Here is a 21096-nt window from a genome sequence, read left to right as displayed (position 1 = left end):
CCCTATCGCTTCGCCGCGGCCAGTTGAGCCTGGCCATCCGTGCGTTCGTCCGTGGATGCTCCAAGGACGATGGTCTCGCCTGCCTGAACACCGCTAAGGATCTGGATGTCCGCGCCGTTATCGATGCCGACCTGGACCTGCCGGATCTGGACCTCGCCCATCGCGTCCAGTATGCGGACACGCGCCGTGTCCCCGGCCCGTGGCGCGCCTTCCACCGCGCTGAGCGGAATCAGCACGGCGCCGCTGACGCGGCTCAAGACGATGGACACCTGCGCCGTCATGGAGGGCCGCAGGACCCCGTCCGCATTCGCCACGTCGATCAGCCCGGTGTAATAGACCGCGCCGTTGGTTGAGCCAATCCGGCTCGCGGTGGTATTGCTCTCGTTGGCGATGGAGGCTGGGGCCGGTTCCACCTGTCGCAACTCCCCATCAAAACGACGCTTCGGATCGCCGAGAATGCTGAACCAGACCGGCAGGCCCCGCCGCACACGCACGACGTCAGCCTCGGAGATATCCGCGCGCACCGTCATTGTGTCCAATCGCGCGATCATGACGATGGTCGGCGCGGTCTGCAGGGCATTCACGGTTTGGCCCTCGTCAGTGACGATCGCGACCACTGTGCCGGCGATTGGGGCAGTGATGCGCGTATAGTCCAGTTCTATACCCGCAGACTCCAGCGCGACCTGCGCTTGGGCGACCTGAGCGTCCAGCGACTGAACCTCAGCCCGCGCGGTGTCTCGCATCGCAACCGCGGCGTCATACTGGGCGCGCGGCGTGGAACCACCTGCCAGCAGGTCACGCTCGCGCTCGAAATCCTTCTCGGCTTTCACCAGACCGGCGCTGCGCGCGGCGTGAACGGCGCGGATGTTGGCCAAAGCGGCCTCACGGTCCCGCAAGGTGTTGCGCCGGGTCTGGGAATCGATCTCGGCCACCAATTGGCCAGCCTCGACGATGTCACCGATCTTGACAGCCAGATGCTCAATGCGACCCGAGGCCTGAGCGCCGACACGCACCAGCTCGAGCGGTTCGAGAACCCCGGTCGCCAGCACCACCTCTTCAATGTCACCCGTTCGCGCCTGCGCGGTCACCAGTTCAGGCTTCGCCGGCGGACGCAGAAACAACAGCCAGACGCCCAGCAGACCGACAAGGGTTGCCGCCGCCAGGATGAAACGCTTGCGGGTAATGTGTCGTGTCATTTAGTCGTGGCCCATGCTATTGAAATTTGCGGGCTTTCTCTGTCACGAGAGTTACCTGAAAATTACGGAGAGCGGTCGTCGCGCCTATCCGTTTGGCACGGGCTGTAAGATCAACCGATCGGCAAAGAGTGCTTGCAATGTGGATGGTGTGCCAAAGATTGTGCGCCAGACATCAAGCGATCGCGGCCGTGCTCAGCAAACGTCGGCGGATGAAAACGCCTTGACCTGTTGGCGCAGGCGACGGACCTACCGCTGCTGGAAAACGCGCTTCTCGCGCCAGCGTACGGCAAATGTGCTGCCCTTGCCTGGAGCGGACGAGAGCTCAACGTAGCCGCCGTGACGGGTGACGATCTCGTTGACCATGCTGAGCCCCAGGCCCGCACCTGAGCCGTGAGGGCTGATCCGGTAGAACGGCTCGAATATGCGCGATTGCTTATCGCCGGCAATTCCGCAGCCCTGATCGGCAACAGCCACGCTGCCGTCAGCCTCAATACTGACCGATATCTGTCCTTCGCCGCCTCCGTACTGGACTGCATTACGGACCAGATTGACGAATGCACGCTCCAGAGCTTCGGCATCGCCGGGAACGAACAGGTTTTCCGCATCGCTATCGAACGAAATATCGTAACCTTCGGCGATCGCCAGGGGAGCAAGGTCGGCAACCACCTTCGACACAACGCTGTTGAGATCGACGGGTGCATTCTGCTGGGGCTTCTGCCGGTACTTCTCGGTGTCGAGAAGCTGGTTCGCGATCGCTGTAAGTCGCTTGATGGCCGTCTGCAGGTGTGTCTTGTCCGCACCTGGTGAAAGCGTATCGATTCTTACCTGCAGGACAGCAATCGGCGTTCGAAGTTCATGGGCCGCGTTGACGAAGAAGCGCTCCGTCGCCTCGAAGCCGCTGTCGAGACGACGCAGTGCCCTGTTGATGTCGCGCACCAGACGAAGCACCTCAGTGGGCAAGCCCCGCTCTTCCACCAGGGCGCCACGTGTGTCGAGATCGATCCTGTCGAGACGCCTGGTCAGATCGCTGAAGGACCGCAAAGCCAAGCGCGTGACAAACGGGACGCCAATCAGGGAAATGGCGACGAGGATCAGCGCCGGCACGCCGATGGCAAGGTTCCCCAGCAGCACGGTCACACCATATTGGGACATCGAAACACCGCCGGCAAAAATCGTTGCCTCACCGGCCTCTGTGTCGAAACGCTCCATGCGGGCGACACTCAACGGATCGTTCAGATCACCATGGAGTTCGACACTTCTGAACGTCCGCAGGAATGGCATGTTGTCGGCAATTTTCCCGGGAGGCGCACCGTGTGCAAGGACAGTATCTTTTCCAAGATCTGCCACGAACCACAGGTCAGGCGCTTCCTCCATAATCTCTTTAAGCTTGGCCGTCGGCACCAGATGGACCCGACCATTCGGCTCGAGACGGACCGAGTCTGCGATTTCCTGAGACAGCCAGATGGAGGTGATCGCCACATCGGGCTTGAGGCCAGAAAGGAGATAGAAAACCAGGCTGAGCGAGGCGATGACCGCGCAGAGCTGCAGGACAATAAAACCAAAAGTAAATCGCCAGCGAAGGGATGTGCTGGTCATCCTATTTCTGCTCATGAAGGTAGTAGCCTATGCCACGAATATTCTTGATAACAATGTCGGCCTCCGCTTCGCCAAGCTTTCGGCGCAGGCGAGACATGTTGGATTCCAGTGAGTTCGACTGGATATCATCGTCAAAGGAATAGACCTGCCCCTCAAGGGACGAGCGCAACACGGTACGACCACGGTTTCTCAGAAGAGTTTCGATAATGAGCAGTTCCCTGCGGGTGAGCGCAAGCCGGACGCCGTTGATATGCACATCGCACGAAACACGATCATAGGTGACGTTTCCCGCCGACAGGACGAACGGGCCGGCTGTCGGCACCCGCCTCAGCACAGCGCTCATTCTGGCAATCAGCTCGGGAATTTCGAACGGCTTCGGCAAATAGTCATCGGCGCCGTCATTGAGGCCGGAAATTCGCTCGTCGGTCGACCTCAGAGCGGAGATGATGATCGATCGCGTATTTGAACCCGTGCGGTGCAAATCGGCGAGGAAGCTACTTCCATCGCCATCCGGCAGTTGCCGGTCGATAAGGACAATATCGTAATCCGCCATGGCGATTGCTTCCCGCGCCATCGCCAGATCTCCAACAGCATCCAGCACGATGCCATGCTGCGAGAGGGCCGTCCTCAAGGCATCCGTCATTTCCGGATCGTCTTCGATAAGCAGAAGTTTCATAGTGGCCTGATCGTGCAAGTCCCGGACAGCTGTTCTCAAGAATTCTAACAGCAAACTTATATGTATGTTTCAGATAAACTCGACTGCCATGACCGACTGGCCGCCAAGTCAATCGGCGGTCCAGATGTCCGGCACCGGGGAACCGAAACCTGCTGAGTATCCTGCCGGCTTTTAGCCCCCGTCGCCAAGACCAGCTCCTTATCGGCAGCGGCCGTAGTTATCCCGATATCTGCAACCGTAATCGCGCCGGTCCCGATTTTCCCAGCGATCGCGGCGGTTCCTGTCGTTTCGTTCACTGATGTTCCCAATGACAGCCCCTCCAGCACCTCCCGCGGCGGCTCCCACTGCAGCACCTTGCCACGTGCCGCTTGCCAGCCCGCCAATGATTGCACCACTGGCCGCGCCAATACCGGCGCCCTTTTCCGTCTGGCTGCAAGCCGTCAGCGTCAAACAAACGAATATGCCTGAAATGATCTTTTTCATGTCTGTCCTTTCGATCCATCGCCGCTACGGTCGCCCGTCGACCATTGAGACGCGCCAAGGCGGCGACGTATGGCTACCGAAAATTACGTGGAAGTTACGCAGGACCCTCGACACCGACACCAGTCGAAAGCGTAAGTTCGTGTAGGATGCGCGTTTTCGCGATCAGCAATTCTCAGGTAATTCCGCCCGCTTAATCGACAGGCTCCGACTGGGACTATGGTGGCCGACACGGTACGATGATCCACTCTTCCTTAGCGGAATTCAAACATCATCCGGAGAGGTTCTTTTTCCACGGCACTAAGTGGTGCGAATGCCTTTATGACTCGACGTCGGCGCTTGCAAGCACGCAGTCGCGCCAAATCCGAAACCGCTCCACAATGCCGCGCGGCAGCGGTTTCGCTGTTTTGCCTCCAGAAATACCTCACAGCTTCAATCCACGGAGCAAGCTTTCCAGATTTTTCTCACCCTCTTTGGTCTGTGCTCCTCCCTTTAGTCCGCCACGGATAAGCTTTTCAGCGGTCGGAAGTTCGAACAACCCTTTCCAGGCACCATGCTCGCGCTTGAAGCCATCCCCCAGGTCTTCAGGAGGCAACGCCTTTTTGGCCGCCGCGATAACGCCATCGGGCAAGGCAGCGATGTTGCGTGCAAGCCGATCGACAAAGCCGTCGAGTTCGGATGCTGGCAATGCGCGATTGATCCACCCATAGCTTTCCGCCCTCGTGGCATCGATTAGATCGGCGCCAAGGATTACTTCGAGAGCCCGGCCGCGTGTCATCCGGCTCGACAGATATTGCGTGGCCCCGCCGCCCGGCGTGATGCCCATCAACGCCTCACATTGGGCAAGGCCTGCCCGTCCCTCTGAAGCGAAGACCATGTCGGCAGCGGCCACAAACTCCGCTCCGCCGCCACGCGCCAGACCGTCGAGCTTGACGATCGTCACCTGCGGCTGCGCCCGCAGAAGTTCACCAAACGCTTGGAATGGGTTGAGACCGTCCGGCACATCGCGGATAAAATCATCGAAGGCATGAGGCTGATCAATCAATGTCATGTCGACATGCGCGATGAAGAACTCTGGATCCGCGCTCTGGAAAATCAGTACGCGCGTGTCGGGATCATCGCGCACGGCAATAAGAAAGCGGCGGATCTCGCTCATCAAGGGCACATCGAGAACATTGACTGGCGGATTGTCGATTGCGATCGTCGCAATGCCCTCTGATTTGGAAATTCGCAGCCGGCTGAAATCGGTGTCTGTCATGGGTAAATCTCTATCCTTCGGGAACTTCTGGCGCCCGTGTTTTGCACCATTGACCTTAAAGTATTCATCGAATACCTAGCGTCAATTACGCACCTGAAGCATCCCAAGTATGCCGGAGGATACCGATGGATGAGACGATCAATAATGCTGACCCCATTTACCGTGCGGATTGTCCAAGCCGGGTGATCCTTGACCAGATCGCCGACAAATGGTCGATGATGGTGCTTGCCGTGTTAAGCGAGCCACGGCGCTTCAATGCGATCAAGCGTCGCCTCGATGGCGTCACTCAACGCGTATTGACACAGACGCTGCGAAAGCTGGAGCGCAATGGCATGGTGACGCGCAGGATACTCGACGGACGTGTGCTCGGGGTTGAATATGCCTTGACGCCACTGGGCAGGTCACTTCAGGGACCTTTCGCGATCCTGTTCGACTGGACCGTTGCTAACATCGACGTGATTCAGGACTGCCAGCACCGCTATGACGGGACATCAGCAGGCGCCCGGTAATGCTTGAAGCTGCGGACTGCTCCGCGGCCGCCGGGGGGAAGCCAGCAACGCAGATTTATTCGAAGAGGCCTGCAATTTTCTCTCCAGTTTCGGAATTGCCCTTCCAGTCGATTTATCTGCGACCCGTCAACTATCAGGGCGTTGCTCGCAAAAGGTTTGACGCACTGTTGTTTCGTCTGTCGCGCCAGTTACGCCAGTTGCTCTCGAAGTTTGGCGTTCTCGGCCTCCAATTCTGCAAGCCGCTCGCGGATCGGACGCAGACCATCTTCAATCTGTACCTCCGTGTAGCGCGGCACGATGTGCTGGGGGCAGTTCCAGTCGAAGTTCTGCAAGCGGAGCCGCACGATACGCTCAGCCCTGCCCGTCGTTCCGTCCAGGACTGCTGCCGTCAATGCGGGGTCTGCATCCAGAGACATCGCTTCGGCATGAACATAGATCTTCAAGCGAGCACGGCGCGGATAATCCATGAGAAAGAGGCATGCCTTGTCGTTTGCCGAAAGGTTCCCCACGCTAGTGTATTGGAAGTTTCCACGGTAATCGGCGAAAGCGAGTGTCCGATCATCCAGAAACTTGAGAAATCCTTTGGCCCCGCCCCGATGCTGGAGATAGGGCCACCCGGTCTCGGACGTTGTCGCCATATAAAAACTGTCGCGATCGGCGATGAAACTTGCCTCCTGATCGGTAAAACGGTCAAACTCGCGATGCCCGCGGAAATTTTCCCACATGGATGCAACACCCAGTTGCTGCTGCACCTTCCGCACCGCAGGCGTCACCGCTATATCCAGAAACCCATAGGTCATTGCCATCTCCCAACGCTGAACGTTTCGCATGGCACCAACATAGTCCCTTTATAGGGATGAATAATCAGCGGATTTTGGATAATATCTGCGCGAAAAGTGAGGAAATCCATGGATCGTCTGGAGGCCATGACGTTATTGATCGAGACGCTGGATGAAGGCAGCTTTTCGGCTGCCGCAAAAAAGCGCGGCGTGCCGGTGGCAACCCTCACCCGAAAGGTTGGACAACTCGAAAAGCATTTGGGCGCCGCCCTTCTGGTTCGATCGACCCGTAAGTTGTCCCTGACTGACGCCGGACAGCGATACCTAGCAGGCGCACGGCAGATCATCACGCATGTGGCGGAAGTAGAGCGAGAGGCCGCGGGTGAATTCCGCGAGCCCACGGGGCGGCTGGTTGTGAGCGCACCGCGAATGTTTGGCCGCCTCCACGTCCTGCCGATCATCAAGGATTTCCTGCAGCTTCACGAAGGGATTACGGTCGATCTGCAGCTTAGTGACGGCAATGTCGATCTTGCGGCGGGCGCCGCTGATATCGCGGTGCGGATCGGGGCATTGGGGAACAACGGCCTGATCGGCACTCGGCTGGGCAGCATGCGCACCGTGGTTGTCGCCAGTCCAGCGCTTCTTGATCGTCACAGAGAGGTTCGGCACCCGGATGATCTGAAATCTCTACCTTCCATAAAGCTCACATTGCCAACACCGGCCACTGCCCACGGACCGCAAAAATCCAAAATCGACTGGCCTGATGGCCAAATCCGATTGCTGGTTCCAAGCACGGAAGCGGCGATTGATGCGGCTGAGGCAGAGTTGGGCTTTGTGCGGCTTTTGCACTATCAAGCGGCCGATGCACTTGTTTCCGGCCGGTTGCGTCTGCTGCTTGCAACATTCGAGGGAGAGCCAGCACCAGTGCACATTCTCCACGCCCCGCTGCCACAATTGCCTCAAAAAACCCGACGCTTCCTGGATTTCGCGAGCGGCAGATTGCGTTCAACTCTGACTGCTATTGGAAAGGCCTGACTCAACCATGGCAGAAAAAATCATTCAGGCAACTCAATACGTTTCACTGGTATTAAAGAGATTCGAACAGATGGCGCCTAATTTGACCCACATCTAAACTCCGTAAGCCATTGAAACAGCGTTCGATCGACGTCCACCCGACGCTGAACGCCCAGATTAATTTTCGGGCTTTGTCGGGAAAGATCATGAGCTGCTAATCTCCAATTAACCTATGAAAGGTTCTTTTGGTAAAGGAGCAGGACCGTCACGAAGGTAATAAAACCCATCGCGGTCAAGCCCAAGGCTCGTATCTTTGCCGCCCGATCACGATGAATTAGCGCAGTTACAAAAGTGCAAAGGGACCAGACGCCTGTGACGATGATCAACAGCCAAGAATATAGAAACGGACCGAGGTCGTAACCGCCACCGCCGATCGAGGCTCCAGAGCTCGTATCGATCTGAACTACAATCAGCGAGAAGACGGGTATTACAAGTATCGAGAGCCACACCCAAAACCACTTATTTTTCATCAAAGGTAACTCACCCCAAATATATAGGTTCCGTCAGATCAGTGGCGGATGATGCGCTTCAAATCGGCTCGGCAATGCCAACGTTCCGTCTCGGTTCATGGCCAGGTTGCCAACCTTTTTCATCTCGATCGGAAACATTTCACTGTCATAAACCACCGCGAACTCCGCGCCAGCGCCGTCACCCCCTGTCGTGAAATTGCATTGTCGACCGTGCTCTGAAATTTGGGATGCGTGTCTTGCCGCGGCTCCGATCCTTGAAGGCGACGTCACCCTTTCGGCACCCGTCACGACAATGCACTGCCGCGAAGTGTTGATCTGCCAGCCTCATGCGCCTTCGCCCTTTCAGAGCTGTCCTGATAAAAGCCCAAACGCGCCAGGCCGTTTTTCACTTCCGGCGCATTCATGAACAAATCCCAGATGAGACCGGTGCGATGGTTTTCCATCATTGCGACCACCGGGCCCTGATTGATCGCAAGATGCGTTCGGGAGACCCAGCCCGTTGAAGGCTGAAAGGCATCCATCAGGCCGAAGCGGCCGATGAGCGCGCCATCACGCCATTGCAGGAAGCGCAGCGCCGCCTGTTGAGACCGCAACGGCATAAAAGGCATGCTGGAGAGCGCCGCCGTCGTTGCGACGATACCGTGATCATTGGTCGGAGAGTTGACGACGTAACCCTTTGGCCCATCACAGGCGGACAGACCCCATCCGTCTTCGATTGCGTAGCGCGTTCGGCAGTAGCGGTAATTGATCTGGCAATGGGCGTGAGCCTGCGCCAGATAATCGCCGCAGTAAGCATCGCCCAAGCCTTGCGGATTGAGTGTACAAAACGAGTAATGCGACAGAAAGAGCGGCCCTCCATATGGCTCGCCAAGCGGCAGCCGCACACCGAGATACTTCGATCCATTCCGGATTGCGCCACGGCGCGCCCACCCGAAATGATAACACTCCGGGCTTATCGGATGCGCAACCGAACCTGCCGCCAGCACATAACAGACCAGAGCCTCGTTCCAGCCCACAATAGGCAGATTTTTCGCCCAGGCATACCGAGGGCTCCAGTGCCAGAAAAGCGGCCCTGTTTCTCCCCTGGTAAACCAGTTCCATTCGACAGCCTCGACTATTTCAGTGATAGACTGGCGCAAACCAGTCTCTTCGGATGTCTCTCCGCAGAAGAACTCCCGAACGCAGATAAGCGCCTGAACGAGAAGCGCGGTTTCGACAAGATCACCGCCGTCATCGTATTTCGCAAAGGGTATTGTTTTTCCGCTCGATGTATCGACGAAGTGAGGAAAGGCGCCGTGAAAACGCTTCACTCCAGCCAGAGATTCCAGCATACGGCACACGCGCGCAATGGCGTTACGCTTGCTTATCCACGTACGATGAACGCCAACGATGAGCGAGAGGAAACCAAACCCGACACCCGAGATTGAGGTGATCTCATGGATCGGCGAACCATCGGATCGCATCCGATCCCTGGGCAGCCCGCTCTCAGGATGGCTTCCGGACCAGAAATAGTCAAAGGTAGCGCGATGCAGGCTATCAAGTTGACCGGGTAATTCGTCTGTCACTTCCAACCTCAAAAGATCCGCGACAGTTGGGAGCAGATCCGTGCCAAGCCTTATCCGACTCGGTTACTATTTCCAAATGCGCAGGAATTCTTCGCCGGGAACGGAAGCCAACATTCAAAAACTGGCTCCGCGACGCCGATGTGGATTTAACATGTCTTTCTACCAAAGCTGAGACCTTGAGAACGACCAATCTTGCTTCACCAGGGTTTTCCGATACCGTCATGAACAGAGGTTTCCTAACGGAGGGAAGATGGGATGTGCAATCACTGCGTGATAGAAGACGTGAAGAAGAACATGCTGTCGCGTCGTATGCTGTTTAAAGGTGCGGCCTTGGCGGGTGTGGCGATGGGCGCGGGAAATCTGGCGACACCGGTCCTTGCTCAGACGGCTCACAAAGTCGTCGATCTCACTCATGTGTACGATTCAACCTTTCCAACATTTGATGGTAAGCCCGGAATAGAATTCGAATGGGCAGCAGATATCGCCAAGGACGGATACCAACTCCATAAATTGACGGTTTTCGAGCACACTGGAACCCATATTGATGCGCCTTTCCACTTCAGCGCCGATGGCGCCAGCGTTGATCAGTTGGAACCACAAAAGCTGGTCGCGCCTCTGGTCATCATCGACATCACGGATCGCGCCAGGGAAGATGCCAATTCGACCATTGAGGCGGCGGATATAGAACGCTGGATCAGCGCAAATGGCGAGATTCCCGCAGGTGCCGTCGTGGCTTTGCGTTCTGGCTGGGCAACAAAGGTTAAAAGCCCCGCCTTCCGTAATGACGACGCTGGAAAATTCGCCTTTCCCGGCTTCAGCAAGTCGGCGACCGATTTACTGCTCGAGCGCGACACCGTTGCAATCGGCGTCGACACGCTGTCGCTGGATCCAGGCAACTCTGCCGATTTCGCCGTGCATAATTCTTGGCTTCCGGCCGGCCGCTACGGTATCGAAGGTCTGAACAACCTTGAAGCGTTGCCGATCAAGGGAGCGACAATCGTCGTTGGCGCGCCAACCCACCGAAGCGGGACAGGCGGACCGGCTCGTATTCTGGCGCTTGTCTAATCGCAACTGGTCTCCTGGCGATGAACGACGACCTCCGGAAAATCCGGCGCGTGAAAAGCTTGCCGATACCTGGCTGAACTACAGATAAAGAGGAGTGTGCCTGGCGCCACTGCGCAGTCGCGGACTCTCTTTGCCACCGACCATACCGGTCCATCGATTCACTGAAAATCGAACAAGCGCTCAAAGCCGCGATTATATATTACGATGTGCGATCTCTTCCGGATTGCTGGACGACTGACCGGTTTATCAGCGGCAATTACGTTCTTTCGGGTGCCGACTACACGCGGCCTGCGACAGCCGCTATGTTGGATCTACATCCCGGAAACAAAGTCTGAACGGTGGCGCTGTTCAAGCGCACGACAAAAAAGGATATGATCATGGCTACGACACCGCGGCGACCGTCCAATCCGAAAGACGCGGCAGAGGCGTTGTTCAAAACGGCAAAAAAGGTCGCAGCGCCGGTCGTTGAACGGCCTGCAATCCCCAACACCAGGGAGCTTGTATCATTGAAGATCGACAGCGACGTCCTCGCGCATTTTCAGGCGGACGGACCCGGCTGGCAAGAGCGCATAAACGATACCTTGCGAGCAGCAATGAATGCGTCCAATTAACAGCTCTTGAAGGGATCGAAACTACCACATTCAGATGAACACTGTGGTTATCTGGACCAGGGATTGATCACCTTCAGCCCTGCAGTTTCGAAAGGGCTTGTGTCGCGAGTTGCGATCACTAGGGCGTTTGCTGCCGCTGTGGCAATGTAACCCTCCCATCCTTGATCATTAGGGGACGACGCACACCGACCTCATTTCAGCTGATGCGTCCGCGCGGAAAGTTTGTTTCCGTCGGGGTCGCGAAGATAGGCGACGAACGCGCCGTTCAGTCGTTCCGTAGGCGGGTTCTCGATTGACCTGCCGCCATGTGCGACACCAGCGGCATGCCATGCCACGACATGGTCGGGGGTCGTCGCCGCAATACCGATCGTTCCACCATTAGCGGCGGTTGCCGGCTTGCCGTCGATCGGTTTCGTTATCATCAGCCGCCCTCCTTCATGCGCGTAGATCAGTCGACCTCTCGCATCCATCTCGCCGGGCTTCCCCCCTAGGGCAACAAAGGTTGCGTCGTAGAATTTTCTAGATCGTTCCAGGTCGTTACTGCCGATCATGACGTGGGTGAACATGCTTTATCTCCTCTCAGGTGATAACTGAATTTCATGATGCTACCGGTCAAAGTTACCTAAATATCTGGCTGGCGATGTACCAAGCGCTTTCTTGAACATCGTGATAAACGCAGACACGGATTCATATCCAAGGTCGCCCGAAACCTGCTGAACTGTCGACCCGGCCGCGAGGCTGCGGATTGCGACGATCAATTGCAGCTGCTGTCGCCAACGACCGAATGTGAGACCGGTCTGGTGCTGGACGAGACGTGCGAGCGAATTCTCACTCATCCCGACCCGCCTTGCCCATAGCGCCATCGTACTGCGATCGGCAGGATGGTCAGCAAGCTCCGATGCAATCCGCATAAGCCGGGGCTCATCTGTAAGCGGGAGATGAAGATGCTCTATCGGCATCCGCGATAATGCCGACAAAAGGAGTGTTGCCATGAGTTCTGAATCTGCGGTCACTGCTGCGGGCTGATTAGCCATCTCAATGATAAGCTCCCGGATGAGCGGGGATAGAGACAGTGTGCAGCACCGGTCCGGCAGATCGGCAGCGCCCGGCTCGATGAACAGAAAAAACAAACGCGCGTTGGCGGTTGCCACGTTGCTATGCGGCATGCCACCCGGAACCCAGACGCCGCAATGGGGCGGCACCATCCACATCCCGCTTGGAACGCGACATGTCACGCCGCCCCGTGAGGCCATGACAAGCTGCCCTTTTTGGTGGCGGTGTTCAGGTGCCTCCCGTTCGTTCTGGGATACATCGATCCTCACAGCGTGCACTCGCGCCGCGGACTTTTCTAGGTCGTGGTCGCCCAGGGCTGCAGAAAGAGACAAGGGCGGATGGTGGAATTTAGTCATCATTTGAGAGGATATCTAAATTCATCAACAGGCTTTGTCGATAGAGTCATCCCAGATAATTCGGAGAATGACGATGTCAGTGCAACATCATGAGCCTGGATACTGGTCTGATATCTTTCAGACAGAAATTCGATTGCCTCATACCTGCGATTCCAAGCATTACATCATGCCTCCAGACAGCGAGGGGCGCAGGGCCAGCCGCATAGCTATCGCGCAAATGGCCGTGAAAGCCTTCCTTGAGAGAGTTGGCGTTTGGTTTGCCCCCCGATCACGGACACCGTCGGTCGTTTCAAGCGCTGATCTGTCTGATGCTTATATGCATGCATGCTTAGCGACACCGTTTTTTTGCTACGTCTCGCCTGAACTCTACGGACTGACCACCTCCATGGGTGACAGAGGCGCGACGCAGGTCGACGCTCACGCGGTGGATGATGTATGAGCGTTCGAACCTTTGTCACCCCCGGGAACGTGATCTTTTCATTGAAGACATTCCTTGCGGCAATGCTTGCTTATTACCTCGCAATAAGGTTCGATCTGCCGCGACCGTTTTGGGCCGTTTCAACCGTCTACATCGTTGCTCATCCCCTTTCGGGCGCCATCTCATCAAAATCGTTCTATCGATTGCTAGGAACACTGATCGGGGGCGGCGCGACCATCATCATGGTCCCAAATCTCGTGAACTCACCCCCACTGCTTTCCGCAGCGATTATCTTGTGGGCGTCGGGATGCACGTTAATCAGCCTTCTTGATCGCACACCCCGCAGCTATGTTTCCCTGCTGGCCGGATACACCGTGCTTCTAGCAGGATTGCCACTTGTCACGGCGCCCGCAAGCACGTTTGACACTGTCGTTGCGCGGGTCGAGGAGATCGGACTTGCAATCCTGTGCGCCTCGATCGTCAGCCACGTTGTTTTTCCAGTCCATGTCGGCACAGCACTGCTCGAGCGGATCGATGCTTGGATGGCAAGGGCGCAGGTGCTCCTTGCGGCAACTGCAACCGCCAAGGCGGATCAAGCCCGAAACAGAGCGGAACGATACGCCTTGGCCGCAGAAGCGGCGGACCTGCGGTCGTTCACAGTCCACCTTCGATATGACGGATCAAGATATCGATCTGCCGTTTCACTTGTGAGGTCACTGCAGCACCGCATGGTCGCCATTCTTCCGTTATTGAGCGAACTCGAGGATCAGCGAAGGGCATTGGCCAGACTCCGCACTCCGGGCACGGAGCAGGCCATGTCGATGATTGCGGCGATCGGATCGACATCGTTAAGCTCCCCGGAACTATTCGGGATCAAAACCGATGCGCCAGCCTCTTTCGAAGCGCCTCGGTCATGGGAAGAGCTTCTTCTTGCCAATTTTTCGCGGAACTTGCGGAATATTGCTCAAGTTTCTCATGAGTATCAGTCGCTTCGAGACGCTTTGAATGAAGAGAATGCAGCGAAGGCAGTTGGCCGCTTCGCGTCTCGGGAAAACATCCCAGCCCAGCACGCTGACATCGCCATGGCGTTGCTTTCGGCACTGACGGTTGCGATCTGCCTCACCACATCAATCACCTTCTGGATCGCCAGCACGTGGACCGACGGCATGGCATTTGCCCAGATTTCAGGCGTACTTTGCTGCCTTCTGGCGACGATGGACGATCCGGTGCCAGCCATGCGCAAATTCGTGTACGTCACCATCGGGTCGGTCATCGCTGCGTCCGTCTATGCCTTCGCGATCCTTCCGCTGATCGATGGTTTTGTGCCGCTTGTCGCTGCACTAGGCCTCTTCCTGATACCTGCAGGGATTTGCCTTGCCGTGCCTTCGCTTGCGATCGTCGGCATGGGCCTTTGTATAAACTTTCCACTTCTTCTTACTCTTCAGGCACAGCAGAGCAGCGACTTCATAATGTTTGTAAACTCGGGTACCGCGACTGTTCTTGGGATGGTCTGGGCGATCGTGGTGTGCGGCATCTTTCGATCTGTGAGAGCAGAGACGAATGCCAGGAGGCTTTTCTCAGTGACACAGGCGCATGTCGCCGGGATCGCGGCGGGCCAACATGCCGACGCGCATGTCACGCGCCATCACGTCATCGACGTGGCAGGCATGTTTGCAGTCAGGGCGGCGAAACTACCCGCCACCTCCGGCACCTCCGATGCCGACCTGATGAGGGACCTGCGCGCGGGGCTGCACATAACGGCAATGCAGGTACGCTCGGATGAAGCCTCGATACCTGTTTGTGTCCGGGCCGAAGTCATCTTCTCGGCGCTGGAGCTCTTGTATCGGATTACACCCGCCAGGCGTGGCGAGGCCATGGAGCGTGCACTTGGTATGCTGGATGCCTTTATGCTTTCAACCGCGGACCTTTCCTTAACGGACGCCGACACGGAACTCATGGTGCACGCGGCCGCTCTTCGTCTGTGCCTTGCACCGGAGACGGATCCTCCGGTTTCGACAACGTCTCCATCGAATAGGAGCGCCAGGTGACCGGACAATTCGATCTCTATGGTGTCTTCCTGCCTTGGTTATCCGCGCTCGCGGTGTGTGCATACGGTCTGCTCCGGGTACTCATACCGGTGTTCGGCAGGATGGGGCTTTATTCAGCGGTGTGGCATCGCTCGCTGTTCAACCTCGCGCTTTATATCACCCTCCTTGGCGTGCTTTCCGCTGTTCTCAACTGGTTGCAAACATGAAAAATTTTACCATCACCTTGGGCAGAGCCCTGTTGACCTTATCCATGGTATGTTGCGCAGCGGTTCTAAGCTGGCACCTGTGGTCTTTCTACATGGAGGCACCGTGGACGCGCGACGCTCACATCCGGGCAGATATCGTTCGTCTGGCACCAGATGTGTCGGGACCCGTCACGGAGGTTTTGGTATCCGACAACGTGCAAGTCGAGAAAGGGATGCCCCTGTTTCGGATCGAAAAAGACCGTTTCGAACTCTCGCTGCGCCAGGCAGAGGCCCAAGTGCGCAGCAGTAAGGCCGCAGCGGATCTGGCGAAGATCGACTTCGAACGATATCAACTGCTCGCCTCTAAAGAAGCCGCCAGCCTCAAGGAGTGGCAGCACGCAGAAAGCCTGCGGTACCAGGCAGACGCTGCTTACCAATCGGCACTCGTCGCCCTTGATCTGGCGAAGCTGAACCTTGACCGGACAACCGTGAAAGCGCCAGTCTCAGGCAAAATCACGAACTTCCCTTTACGTCGGGGCACCTATGTCTCCGCGGGAAATGCGGTCGGGGTGCTAATAGAAAGTGACGCCATCTACGTTGCGGGGTACTTTGAAGAAACAAAACTCCCGCGGATTCACGTCGGAGATCGCGTGAAGATCGAGATCATGGGAGAACAGCAACCGATTATCGGCCATGTCGCAGGTGTTGCCGCCGGGATTGAGGATCGCGAGCGAAGCGATACTGCAGGCTCGCTAGCTAGCGTTGCTCCAACATTTTCATGGGTCCGTCTGGCCCAGAGGATTCCAGTGCGGATTAAGATCGACGACGGTCCGAAGTCGGTCAACCTTATTGCGGGGAGGACCGCAACAGTCTCTGTTGAACCGAGGGGCAACTGAGGTGTAAACCCGTCCCGTGCGTCGGAATGAGTAGATCGAGGTGCACGAGCGGCATTCCGAAAGCATGGTGTCTGGGACCACGTTAACCCGCACAGCACGCGACTACCAACCCGGTCGCTCTTGATGCAAATCGAACCGGCGACACTGCTTTTAACGGAGGCTCCGTTTCCAACGCTAATGAAAATGAGATTTCTCTGCGAGGCAGTTCTCGCCATAATGCTTTCCACCGCAATCGCCTCCGCCCAACAGTTGTCCGACACGGTGGCGGCCGAGGCGGGGCGGTGGCGTGATCGCCAGGGGCGGTAACGGCATTATGCAAAATACAGCTTCGTCAGCGCGAACTTATGCGAACGGCGACTGCACGGTAAAGCTAGCTCCGTGCGCGGATGAGCTTTTGTCGTCGTTGATCGCCGACATGCCGCATTCTATGTGATTTCTCCGGACGACCAAAGAAGCGCATCGCTGTGAAAATGCGGCTAACGATCAATGCCGTTCAGCATGACATTGCGTTCAACCCGTCTTTTATTTCGGTCCGATCTTCAAAGAATCGTCGTTTGCCCCGTAATACTAGGACTTCAGCGCGTCGATAGGATCAAGGCTTGCAGCGCGCCAGGCTGGGTAAAGCGTGGCTAGAAAGGACAGAATAAGGGCCATCATCGCTACCGAAAGGGTTTCACTCAATTCCAAACGCGCGGGCAACTCACTAAGAAAATAGAGTTCTGGATTGAACAACGCAGTGCCCGTTACCCAAGAGAGGAATTGCCGGAGGCGCTCGATGTGTAGGCAGATGGCTATTCCCAACGCTACGCCGGCCATTGTGCCGGTCGCACCGAGGATTGCGCCAGTCATCATGAAGATGCGCATAACCGAACCACGGGAGGCACCAATGGTACGTAAGACAGCAATTTCCCGACGCTTGTCCCTAACCAGCATGATGAGACCAGATATGATGTTGAGAGCGGCAACGACCACAATCAGTGTCAGGATTATGAGCATCGCATTCCGTTGAACCTGAAGAGCGGCAAAAAAGGTTTGATTGCGTTGCCGCCAATCTGTCAGCCTGATCCGCAGTGGCACAACCGCCTCAATAGATTTGGATAGCGAATTCACTGCGTCCGGATTATCGACGAAAACTTCGATCATTTGCGCCTGGCGCTCTACCTTGAAGGATTGCTGCGCTTCCAAGATTGGCATGTAGATGACCGATGCATCATATTGCGACATCCCGACTTCGAAAATCGCGCTCACCGGATAAACTTTCAAGAGCGTGCTCTGCGACTGCACCAAATTACTGCTAGGGAAAACCATAGTCAGCATATCGCCAAGCTGGAGCTTGAGGTTCTGCGCCATACGTGTGCCGATGATTACACCCTCACTCGCCTCGAAACCGGCAATATTGCCGTCGCGGATGTTCTTGGCGACTAGCGTGATCCTACCAAGATCAAAACCCCGAATACCGCGCACTATCGCCCCGGTGCTGACTCCCGAGTGGGATGCCAGCACTTGCCCTTCCACTAGCGGGATCGCATATTTTATGCCGGCGATGCTACTGATACCCTTAGCGATGGATTCATAATCTACCAGCGGAGCATCAAACGGTTCGACTAGCAAGTGCCCGTTGATGCCGAGAATACGCGTTAGAAGTTCCGTACGGAAGCCGTTCATGACCGCCATCACAGTGATCAGCGTGGCAACCCCCAGCATGATCCCAATAAACGAAATGATAGCGATGACTGAGGCGCTGGCTTGCTTGCGTTTGGTCCAAAGATAGCGCCACGCCACCATACATTCGAAAGTCGAAAATGGCCCGGCACCCTTTAGAACTTTAGCGCGCCCCACATCTCTGCGAGCAGTGGAAATGAAATGCGTCATTAAGCTTTGTCCAAAGACGCCAGAAGTTCGATGGTCAGCTTGACGGCGCGACTGCTGCATTTGTTACTTGCGGTGGATGTCGCCGTCATTATGCTATTACTTTACGCTTGGGGCACTGGCCGCTTTTCCTGAAATCCAGCTGGAAAGTAGGTAAATTCCAGGTCATTGAGAACACTCTTGGTTCTTTGAACAAGCTGGCGGTGGCGCTCTCCAAAACGCGCTTGACAGCAGAACCTGACATCTTCTCCTCAATCAGCTGCGCCAAGACAAGCTTGTGCCCACATTTCTCCGCCCAACCCACAACCCATCCGTACATTGCGTTACAGGGCCTTATAGAGGTTACTGGAACAAGGTTCGAATGGAATGATTGCAGCAACATTGCAAGCGTCTTTGGTCAGCAACTTTTCCGCTTGCGAAAAATTGGCCCAGCTTTAAATTTTGTGTTGGGTGGAGCCATTCCAAGTCCAATGTACCACCACGTAAATTCCTGTGATCAAATGCTATTGTTCTTATCAAATGATCTGGAAAACCATATCGCTTTGACAATTTCAGCATAGAAATCGGCCGGCTGGCAGCCGGTAGAACCGATGATAGAGGTAGATCGCCAGCCATTGACCATCGACAAACGGATCGCCATCATATGTGTCGCGAGCGGTTGCCCTTTTGCATTCAATCGTGAGATTCCGCCCCAACAGTTTCAACAAGATAGCCTTGCACTTAATTTGAGACTTAACACTTAATGTGAGATTCAATCGTCGACGAAATCGACGGTGTTTCAGTATGAATGATCAATTTCCTGACGAGATTGGCAAAACGCTTTGGGATGAGGCGTGTCGACGCGCGGAGGCCATCCGAGGATTTCTGAAGTGTCGATCTGGCGATGTAACTTCCGGGGATATAGCGCTGCTTGCTGCCGAACTCGAAGTCAGTCGAGCAACGGCATTCCGTCTTATCAAGCGGTTCCGAGCAGTTGCTTCCGGATTGCCAGTTGTAACGGTTTCGGTCGCCTCGATGAAGCCGCAGGAAGCCATCGCAACCAAAGGAAATGTCCGCAGGCCCGTGCTGCGTTCATGCTGTTCTCTGTCCCAGCCGATCGGCAGCGCCAGGAGATAGGCGATCAGGAGTGGCAGGAGGTTCGCGACGATATCGGCCTCAGCCCCGTGGGACAATAACCAGTCGATCACGTGCTTCCTCCCTTTGCCCATAACGAGCTTTGCGGGGGCTAATGAAGTCCTAAGAGCTTATGCAATTTGTCCGCTCCTCTTTCGACTGATGCTACCTGAACCGTCAGGCAACCGTTCCTTCCCGTAAGGATGATTGTTTTCGTCGTCGCCACGTCGGTCCAAGCTACGATCCTTAGACCGACGCGCGAGAGTTAATTCGTGCAACGTGCAGCGCCAATTTCTGCCCCTCTTTCACCCATATCTGCGCAAAGGGGCCATAGCGGAACATGAGCCTCCACCTACCTCAGAAAGCCATCTGCATCGAACTCGTCCCATCCGCGCAACGGGGACGGGTTCGATCCATCTTTCCGAGTCGGCTTCTTCGTGCCAATATGAAGCGTTTTGGTTAGCTTCGCCTTCATAGCTGATTGTCGACGTTTCTCTGCCGTCATTGCGATATCGTCCTGGCGCCATTCATCGACGGCACCGCGGTCGAGTATGTCCACGACCACGGCAGGATCGAACACATGGAACGTGATCTGACGGGCACGTCCGCGCAGCTTCACGGTACGCGTGCCTGCTGAGGGAAGGCGACCATCCTCCAACCAGCGGCGTCGTTCTGAGGTGGAGATCGTCAGGATGTCCTCGATCTCCCGCGGGATCACCAGGAGAGTTTCGATGCTTACGAGAATTTCTGAAATCGATGCTGATGTCGCGCGGAACATCGCTCTCGAAGTCTCGGGCATCGCCAGCGTCAGGGTGGCGGCATCGAGATCAAGCGCCTTGCGAACTGTCGTAGGAAGCCGGGCTCGGATTTCCTGGAGGATTCCTTTGGCACGGACCGCCGATCCGAGCGTTATAGATGTGGGAAGTGACCACGTCTTGATGAGTTCAGGCCCATTGTCTTCAGGTTTCTTTTTCATGGTCGATAGATGGATATAGCCGGAGCAGATCGCAACCATATACGATTGCCTCCGCGCCGATTGCATGAGCGTTTTCCGGTGTCTTCTTCTCGCTGATGCTCACGCCGCAGCCGCTCACACTTTACGTCCTTCGACTGCATCGACTGTGGTCATTTCTATCCGCCCATTGTCCTCACCGTCCCAATACTCGATCGTTCGGGCCGCAACCCTGATCAGGATGAGGCCGGCGGTACCGATTCCTTCGGGAAACCAGCGCTCGAGATCCTTGACCCAGTGCTGCTCAAATTGCACCTTGTCTCGGATCAAGCTCGCTTCACCATGGACGGCGATGAAAATCCCAGGCTTGCCAAGAATGCTGGGGGGCGCGGTAAATGTCAGCGTAACCCCGGCTTCACCAATGATATCGCTGACCTTCTTTGTATTGTCGTATGAGAAGAACCAGGAGTCGCCATCATATTCCACATCACCATTGTTGCTCATTGGCCGGCTGGCAATCCTGTCCGGAGCATGGGTGTTGAACATGCAGAAATCGATGTTGCCCAGCTTCTTCGACAGGTCTTCCATACTCATCGTGCTCGTCATCGAAACCTCCTCCGATTGCAGGTGAATAGAACCGGCCTGAACCGCATTGGTTCCGCGTCTTCCGGACCTTTCAAAACCGGCCACCGGGATCTCCAGCATATGTCGACCACGCACATTGCCGGCTGCCTGTCAGCCATCGCTCTTGTGCGTTGTCTGTTGTGTTTGATGATGGCGCTCCCATAGCCGGTTGAGCGCCCTCGATTTGCGTTCTCGTTACTCTCGTTGACGCCGACAAACATTCGCCACGGGAACAAAGCTTGGCTCCAGGCGGCTTGCCCAAAGAGATCGTGGCGTGCCGGCCTTCCTCTGAACTGCTCGCCA

20 protein-coding genes and 1 pseudogene are annotated in these 21096 nt (G+C 56.2%); 7 read left to right on the top strand and 14 right to left on the bottom strand.

All coding sequences use genetic code 11. The features are described from left to right. Positions 1-2 precede the first annotated feature (2 nt). The 5 genes from FY152_20760 to FY152_20740 form a co-directional block, all read right to left on the bottom strand. Positions 3-1196: an efflux RND transporter periplasmic adaptor subunit gene (locus tag FY152_20760; protein ID UXS34544.1), complete on the bottom strand. Its 1194-nt coding sequence runs from the start codon at positions 1194-1196 to the stop codon at positions 3-5. A 246-nt stretch (positions 1197-1442) separates the two neighbouring features. Beyond that, the gene (locus FY152_20755; protein ID UXS34543.1) at positions 1443-2792 is read right to left on the bottom strand and encodes a HAMP domain-containing histidine kinase; all 1350 of its coding nucleotides are present in this window, start codon (positions 2790-2792) and stop codon (positions 1443-1445) included. A 1-nt stretch (position 2793) separates the two neighbouring features. Continuing rightward, positions 2794-3468 carry a response regulator transcription factor gene (locus tag FY152_20750; protein UXS34542.1) on the bottom strand — a complete coding sequence of 225 codons (675 nt, stop codon included), beginning with the start codon at positions 3466-3468 and terminating at the stop codon, positions 2794-2796. Positions 3469-3666: 198 nt separating this feature from the next. Continuing rightward, positions 3667-3951, bottom strand: coding sequence for a hypothetical protein (locus FY152_20745; GenBank protein ID UXS34541.1), 285 nt, complete (start codon positions 3949-3951; stop codon positions 3667-3669). 421 nt (positions 3952-4372) lie between these two features. Then, positions 4373-5206: an enoyl-CoA hydratase/isomerase family protein gene (locus FY152_20740; GenBank protein UXS34540.1), complete on the bottom strand. Its 834-nt coding sequence runs from the start codon at positions 5204-5206 to the stop codon at positions 4373-4375. A gap of 125 nt (positions 5207-5331) precedes the next feature. Here FY152_20740 and FY152_20735 point away from each other — a divergent pair, with 125 nt between their 5' ends. Further along, complete coding sequence (locus FY152_20735; GenBank protein ID UXS34539.1) at positions 5332-5715, top strand: helix-turn-helix transcriptional regulator; 384 nt, start codon at positions 5332-5334, stop codon at positions 5713-5715. Between the two features lie 188 nt (positions 5716-5903). On the opposite strand, the gene FY152_20730 is transcribed toward FY152_20735, so the two are convergent. Further along, complete coding sequence (locus FY152_20730) at positions 5904-6515, bottom strand: pyridoxamine 5-phosphate oxidase (GenBank protein ID UXS34538.1); 612 nt, start codon at positions 6513-6515, stop codon at positions 5904-5906. Positions 6516-6623: 108 nt separating this feature from the next. On the opposite strand from FY152_20730, the gene FY152_20725 reads away from it, so the two are divergent. Beyond that, a complete protein-coding gene (locus tag FY152_20725; protein ID UXS34537.1) occupies positions 6624-7529 on the top strand; it encodes a LysR family transcriptional regulator in 906 nt (301 codons plus the stop codon). A 793-nt stretch (positions 7530-8322) separates the two neighbouring features. On the opposite strand, the gene FY152_20720 is transcribed toward FY152_20725, so the two are convergent. Beyond that, positions 8323-9501 carry a hypothetical protein gene (locus FY152_20720; GenBank protein ID UXS34536.1) on the bottom strand — a complete coding sequence of 393 codons (1179 nt, stop codon included), beginning with the start codon at positions 9499-9501 and terminating at the stop codon, positions 8323-8325. 357 nt (positions 9502-9858) lie between these two features. On the opposite strand from FY152_20720, the gene FY152_20715 reads away from it, so the two are divergent. Together FY152_20715 and FY152_20710 are read left to right on the top strand one after the other, a co-directional pair. Next, positions 9859-10668, top strand: a complete 810-nt coding sequence (locus FY152_20715) for a cyclase family protein (protein ID UXS34535.1) — start codon at positions 9859-9861, stop codon at positions 10666-10668. 377 nt (positions 10669-11045) lie between these two features. Then, a complete protein-coding gene (locus FY152_20710; GenBank protein UXS35134.1) occupies positions 11046-11279 on the top strand; it encodes a BrnA antitoxin family protein in 234 nt (77 codons plus the stop codon). Between the two features lie 47 nt (positions 11280-11326). Here FY152_20710 and FY152_20705 read toward each other — a convergent pair. The 3 genes and pseudogenes from FY152_20705 to FY152_20695 form a co-directional block, all read right to left on the bottom strand. Next, positions 11327-11434 (bottom strand): annotated as a pseudogene (locus FY152_20705) (type II toxin-antitoxin system VapC family toxin). 36 nt (positions 11435-11470) lie between these two features. Further along, entirely contained in the window at positions 11471-11845 is a 375-nt protein-coding gene (locus tag FY152_20700) for a VOC family protein (protein ID UXS34534.1), read from the bottom strand. 39 nt (positions 11846-11884) lie between these two features. Next, positions 11885-12691 carry a helix-turn-helix transcriptional regulator gene (locus FY152_20695; protein ID UXS34533.1) on the bottom strand — a complete coding sequence of 269 codons (807 nt, stop codon included), beginning with the start codon at positions 12689-12691 and terminating at the stop codon, positions 11885-11887. A 432-nt stretch (positions 12692-13123) separates the two neighbouring features. Between FY152_20695 and FY152_20690 the strand changes: the two genes are divergently transcribed. The 3 genes from FY152_20690 to FY152_20680 are packed head-to-tail and all read left to right on the top strand — an operon-like array spanning position 13124 to position 16235. Next, positions 13124-15154 (top strand): FUSC family protein, encoded by a 2031-nt coding sequence (locus tag FY152_20690; protein ID UXS34532.1) that lies wholly within the window; start codon positions 13124-13126, stop codon positions 15152-15154. Beyond that, a complete protein-coding gene (locus FY152_20685; protein UXS34531.1) occupies positions 15151-15360 on the top strand; it encodes a DUF1656 domain-containing protein in 210 nt (69 codons plus the stop codon). Before FY152_20690 ends, FY152_20685 begins: the two co-directional genes overlap by 4 nt. Then, a complete protein-coding gene (locus FY152_20680) occupies positions 15357-16235 on the top strand; it encodes an HlyD family secretion protein (protein ID UXS34530.1) in 879 nt (292 codons plus the stop codon). Before FY152_20685 ends, FY152_20680 begins: the two co-directional genes overlap by 4 nt. A 567-nt stretch (positions 16236-16802) precedes the next feature. Here FY152_20680 and FY152_20675 read toward each other — a convergent pair. The 4 genes from FY152_20675 to FY152_20660 form a co-directional block, all read right to left on the bottom strand. After that, positions 16803-18107 (bottom strand): lipoprotein-releasing ABC transporter permease subunit, encoded by a 1305-nt coding sequence (locus FY152_20675; GenBank protein UXS34529.1) that lies wholly within the window; start codon positions 18105-18107, stop codon positions 16803-16805. A 788-nt stretch (positions 18108-18895) separates the two neighbouring features. After that, positions 18896-19312, bottom strand: coding sequence for an MgtC/SapB family protein (locus tag FY152_20670; protein UXS34528.1), 417 nt, complete (start codon positions 19310-19312; stop codon positions 18896-18898). A gap of 257 nt (positions 19313-19569) precedes the next feature. Continuing rightward, positions 19570-20193: a hypothetical protein gene (locus FY152_20665; protein ID UXS35133.1), complete on the bottom strand. Its 624-nt coding sequence runs from the start codon at positions 20191-20193 to the stop codon at positions 19570-19572. Positions 20194-20307: 114 nt separating this feature from the next. Continuing rightward, entirely contained in the window at positions 20308-20763 is a 456-nt protein-coding gene (locus FY152_20660; protein UXS35132.1) for a pyridoxamine 5'-phosphate oxidase family protein, read from the bottom strand. Positions 20764-21096: the final 333 nt, after the last annotated feature.

Source organism: Agrobacterium tumefaciens, assembly GCA_025560025.1.
Lineage (GTDB): Bacteria > Pseudomonadota > Alphaproteobacteria > Rhizobiales > Rhizobiaceae > Agrobacterium.
This window is presented reverse-complemented; position numbering and strand designations above follow the sequence as displayed.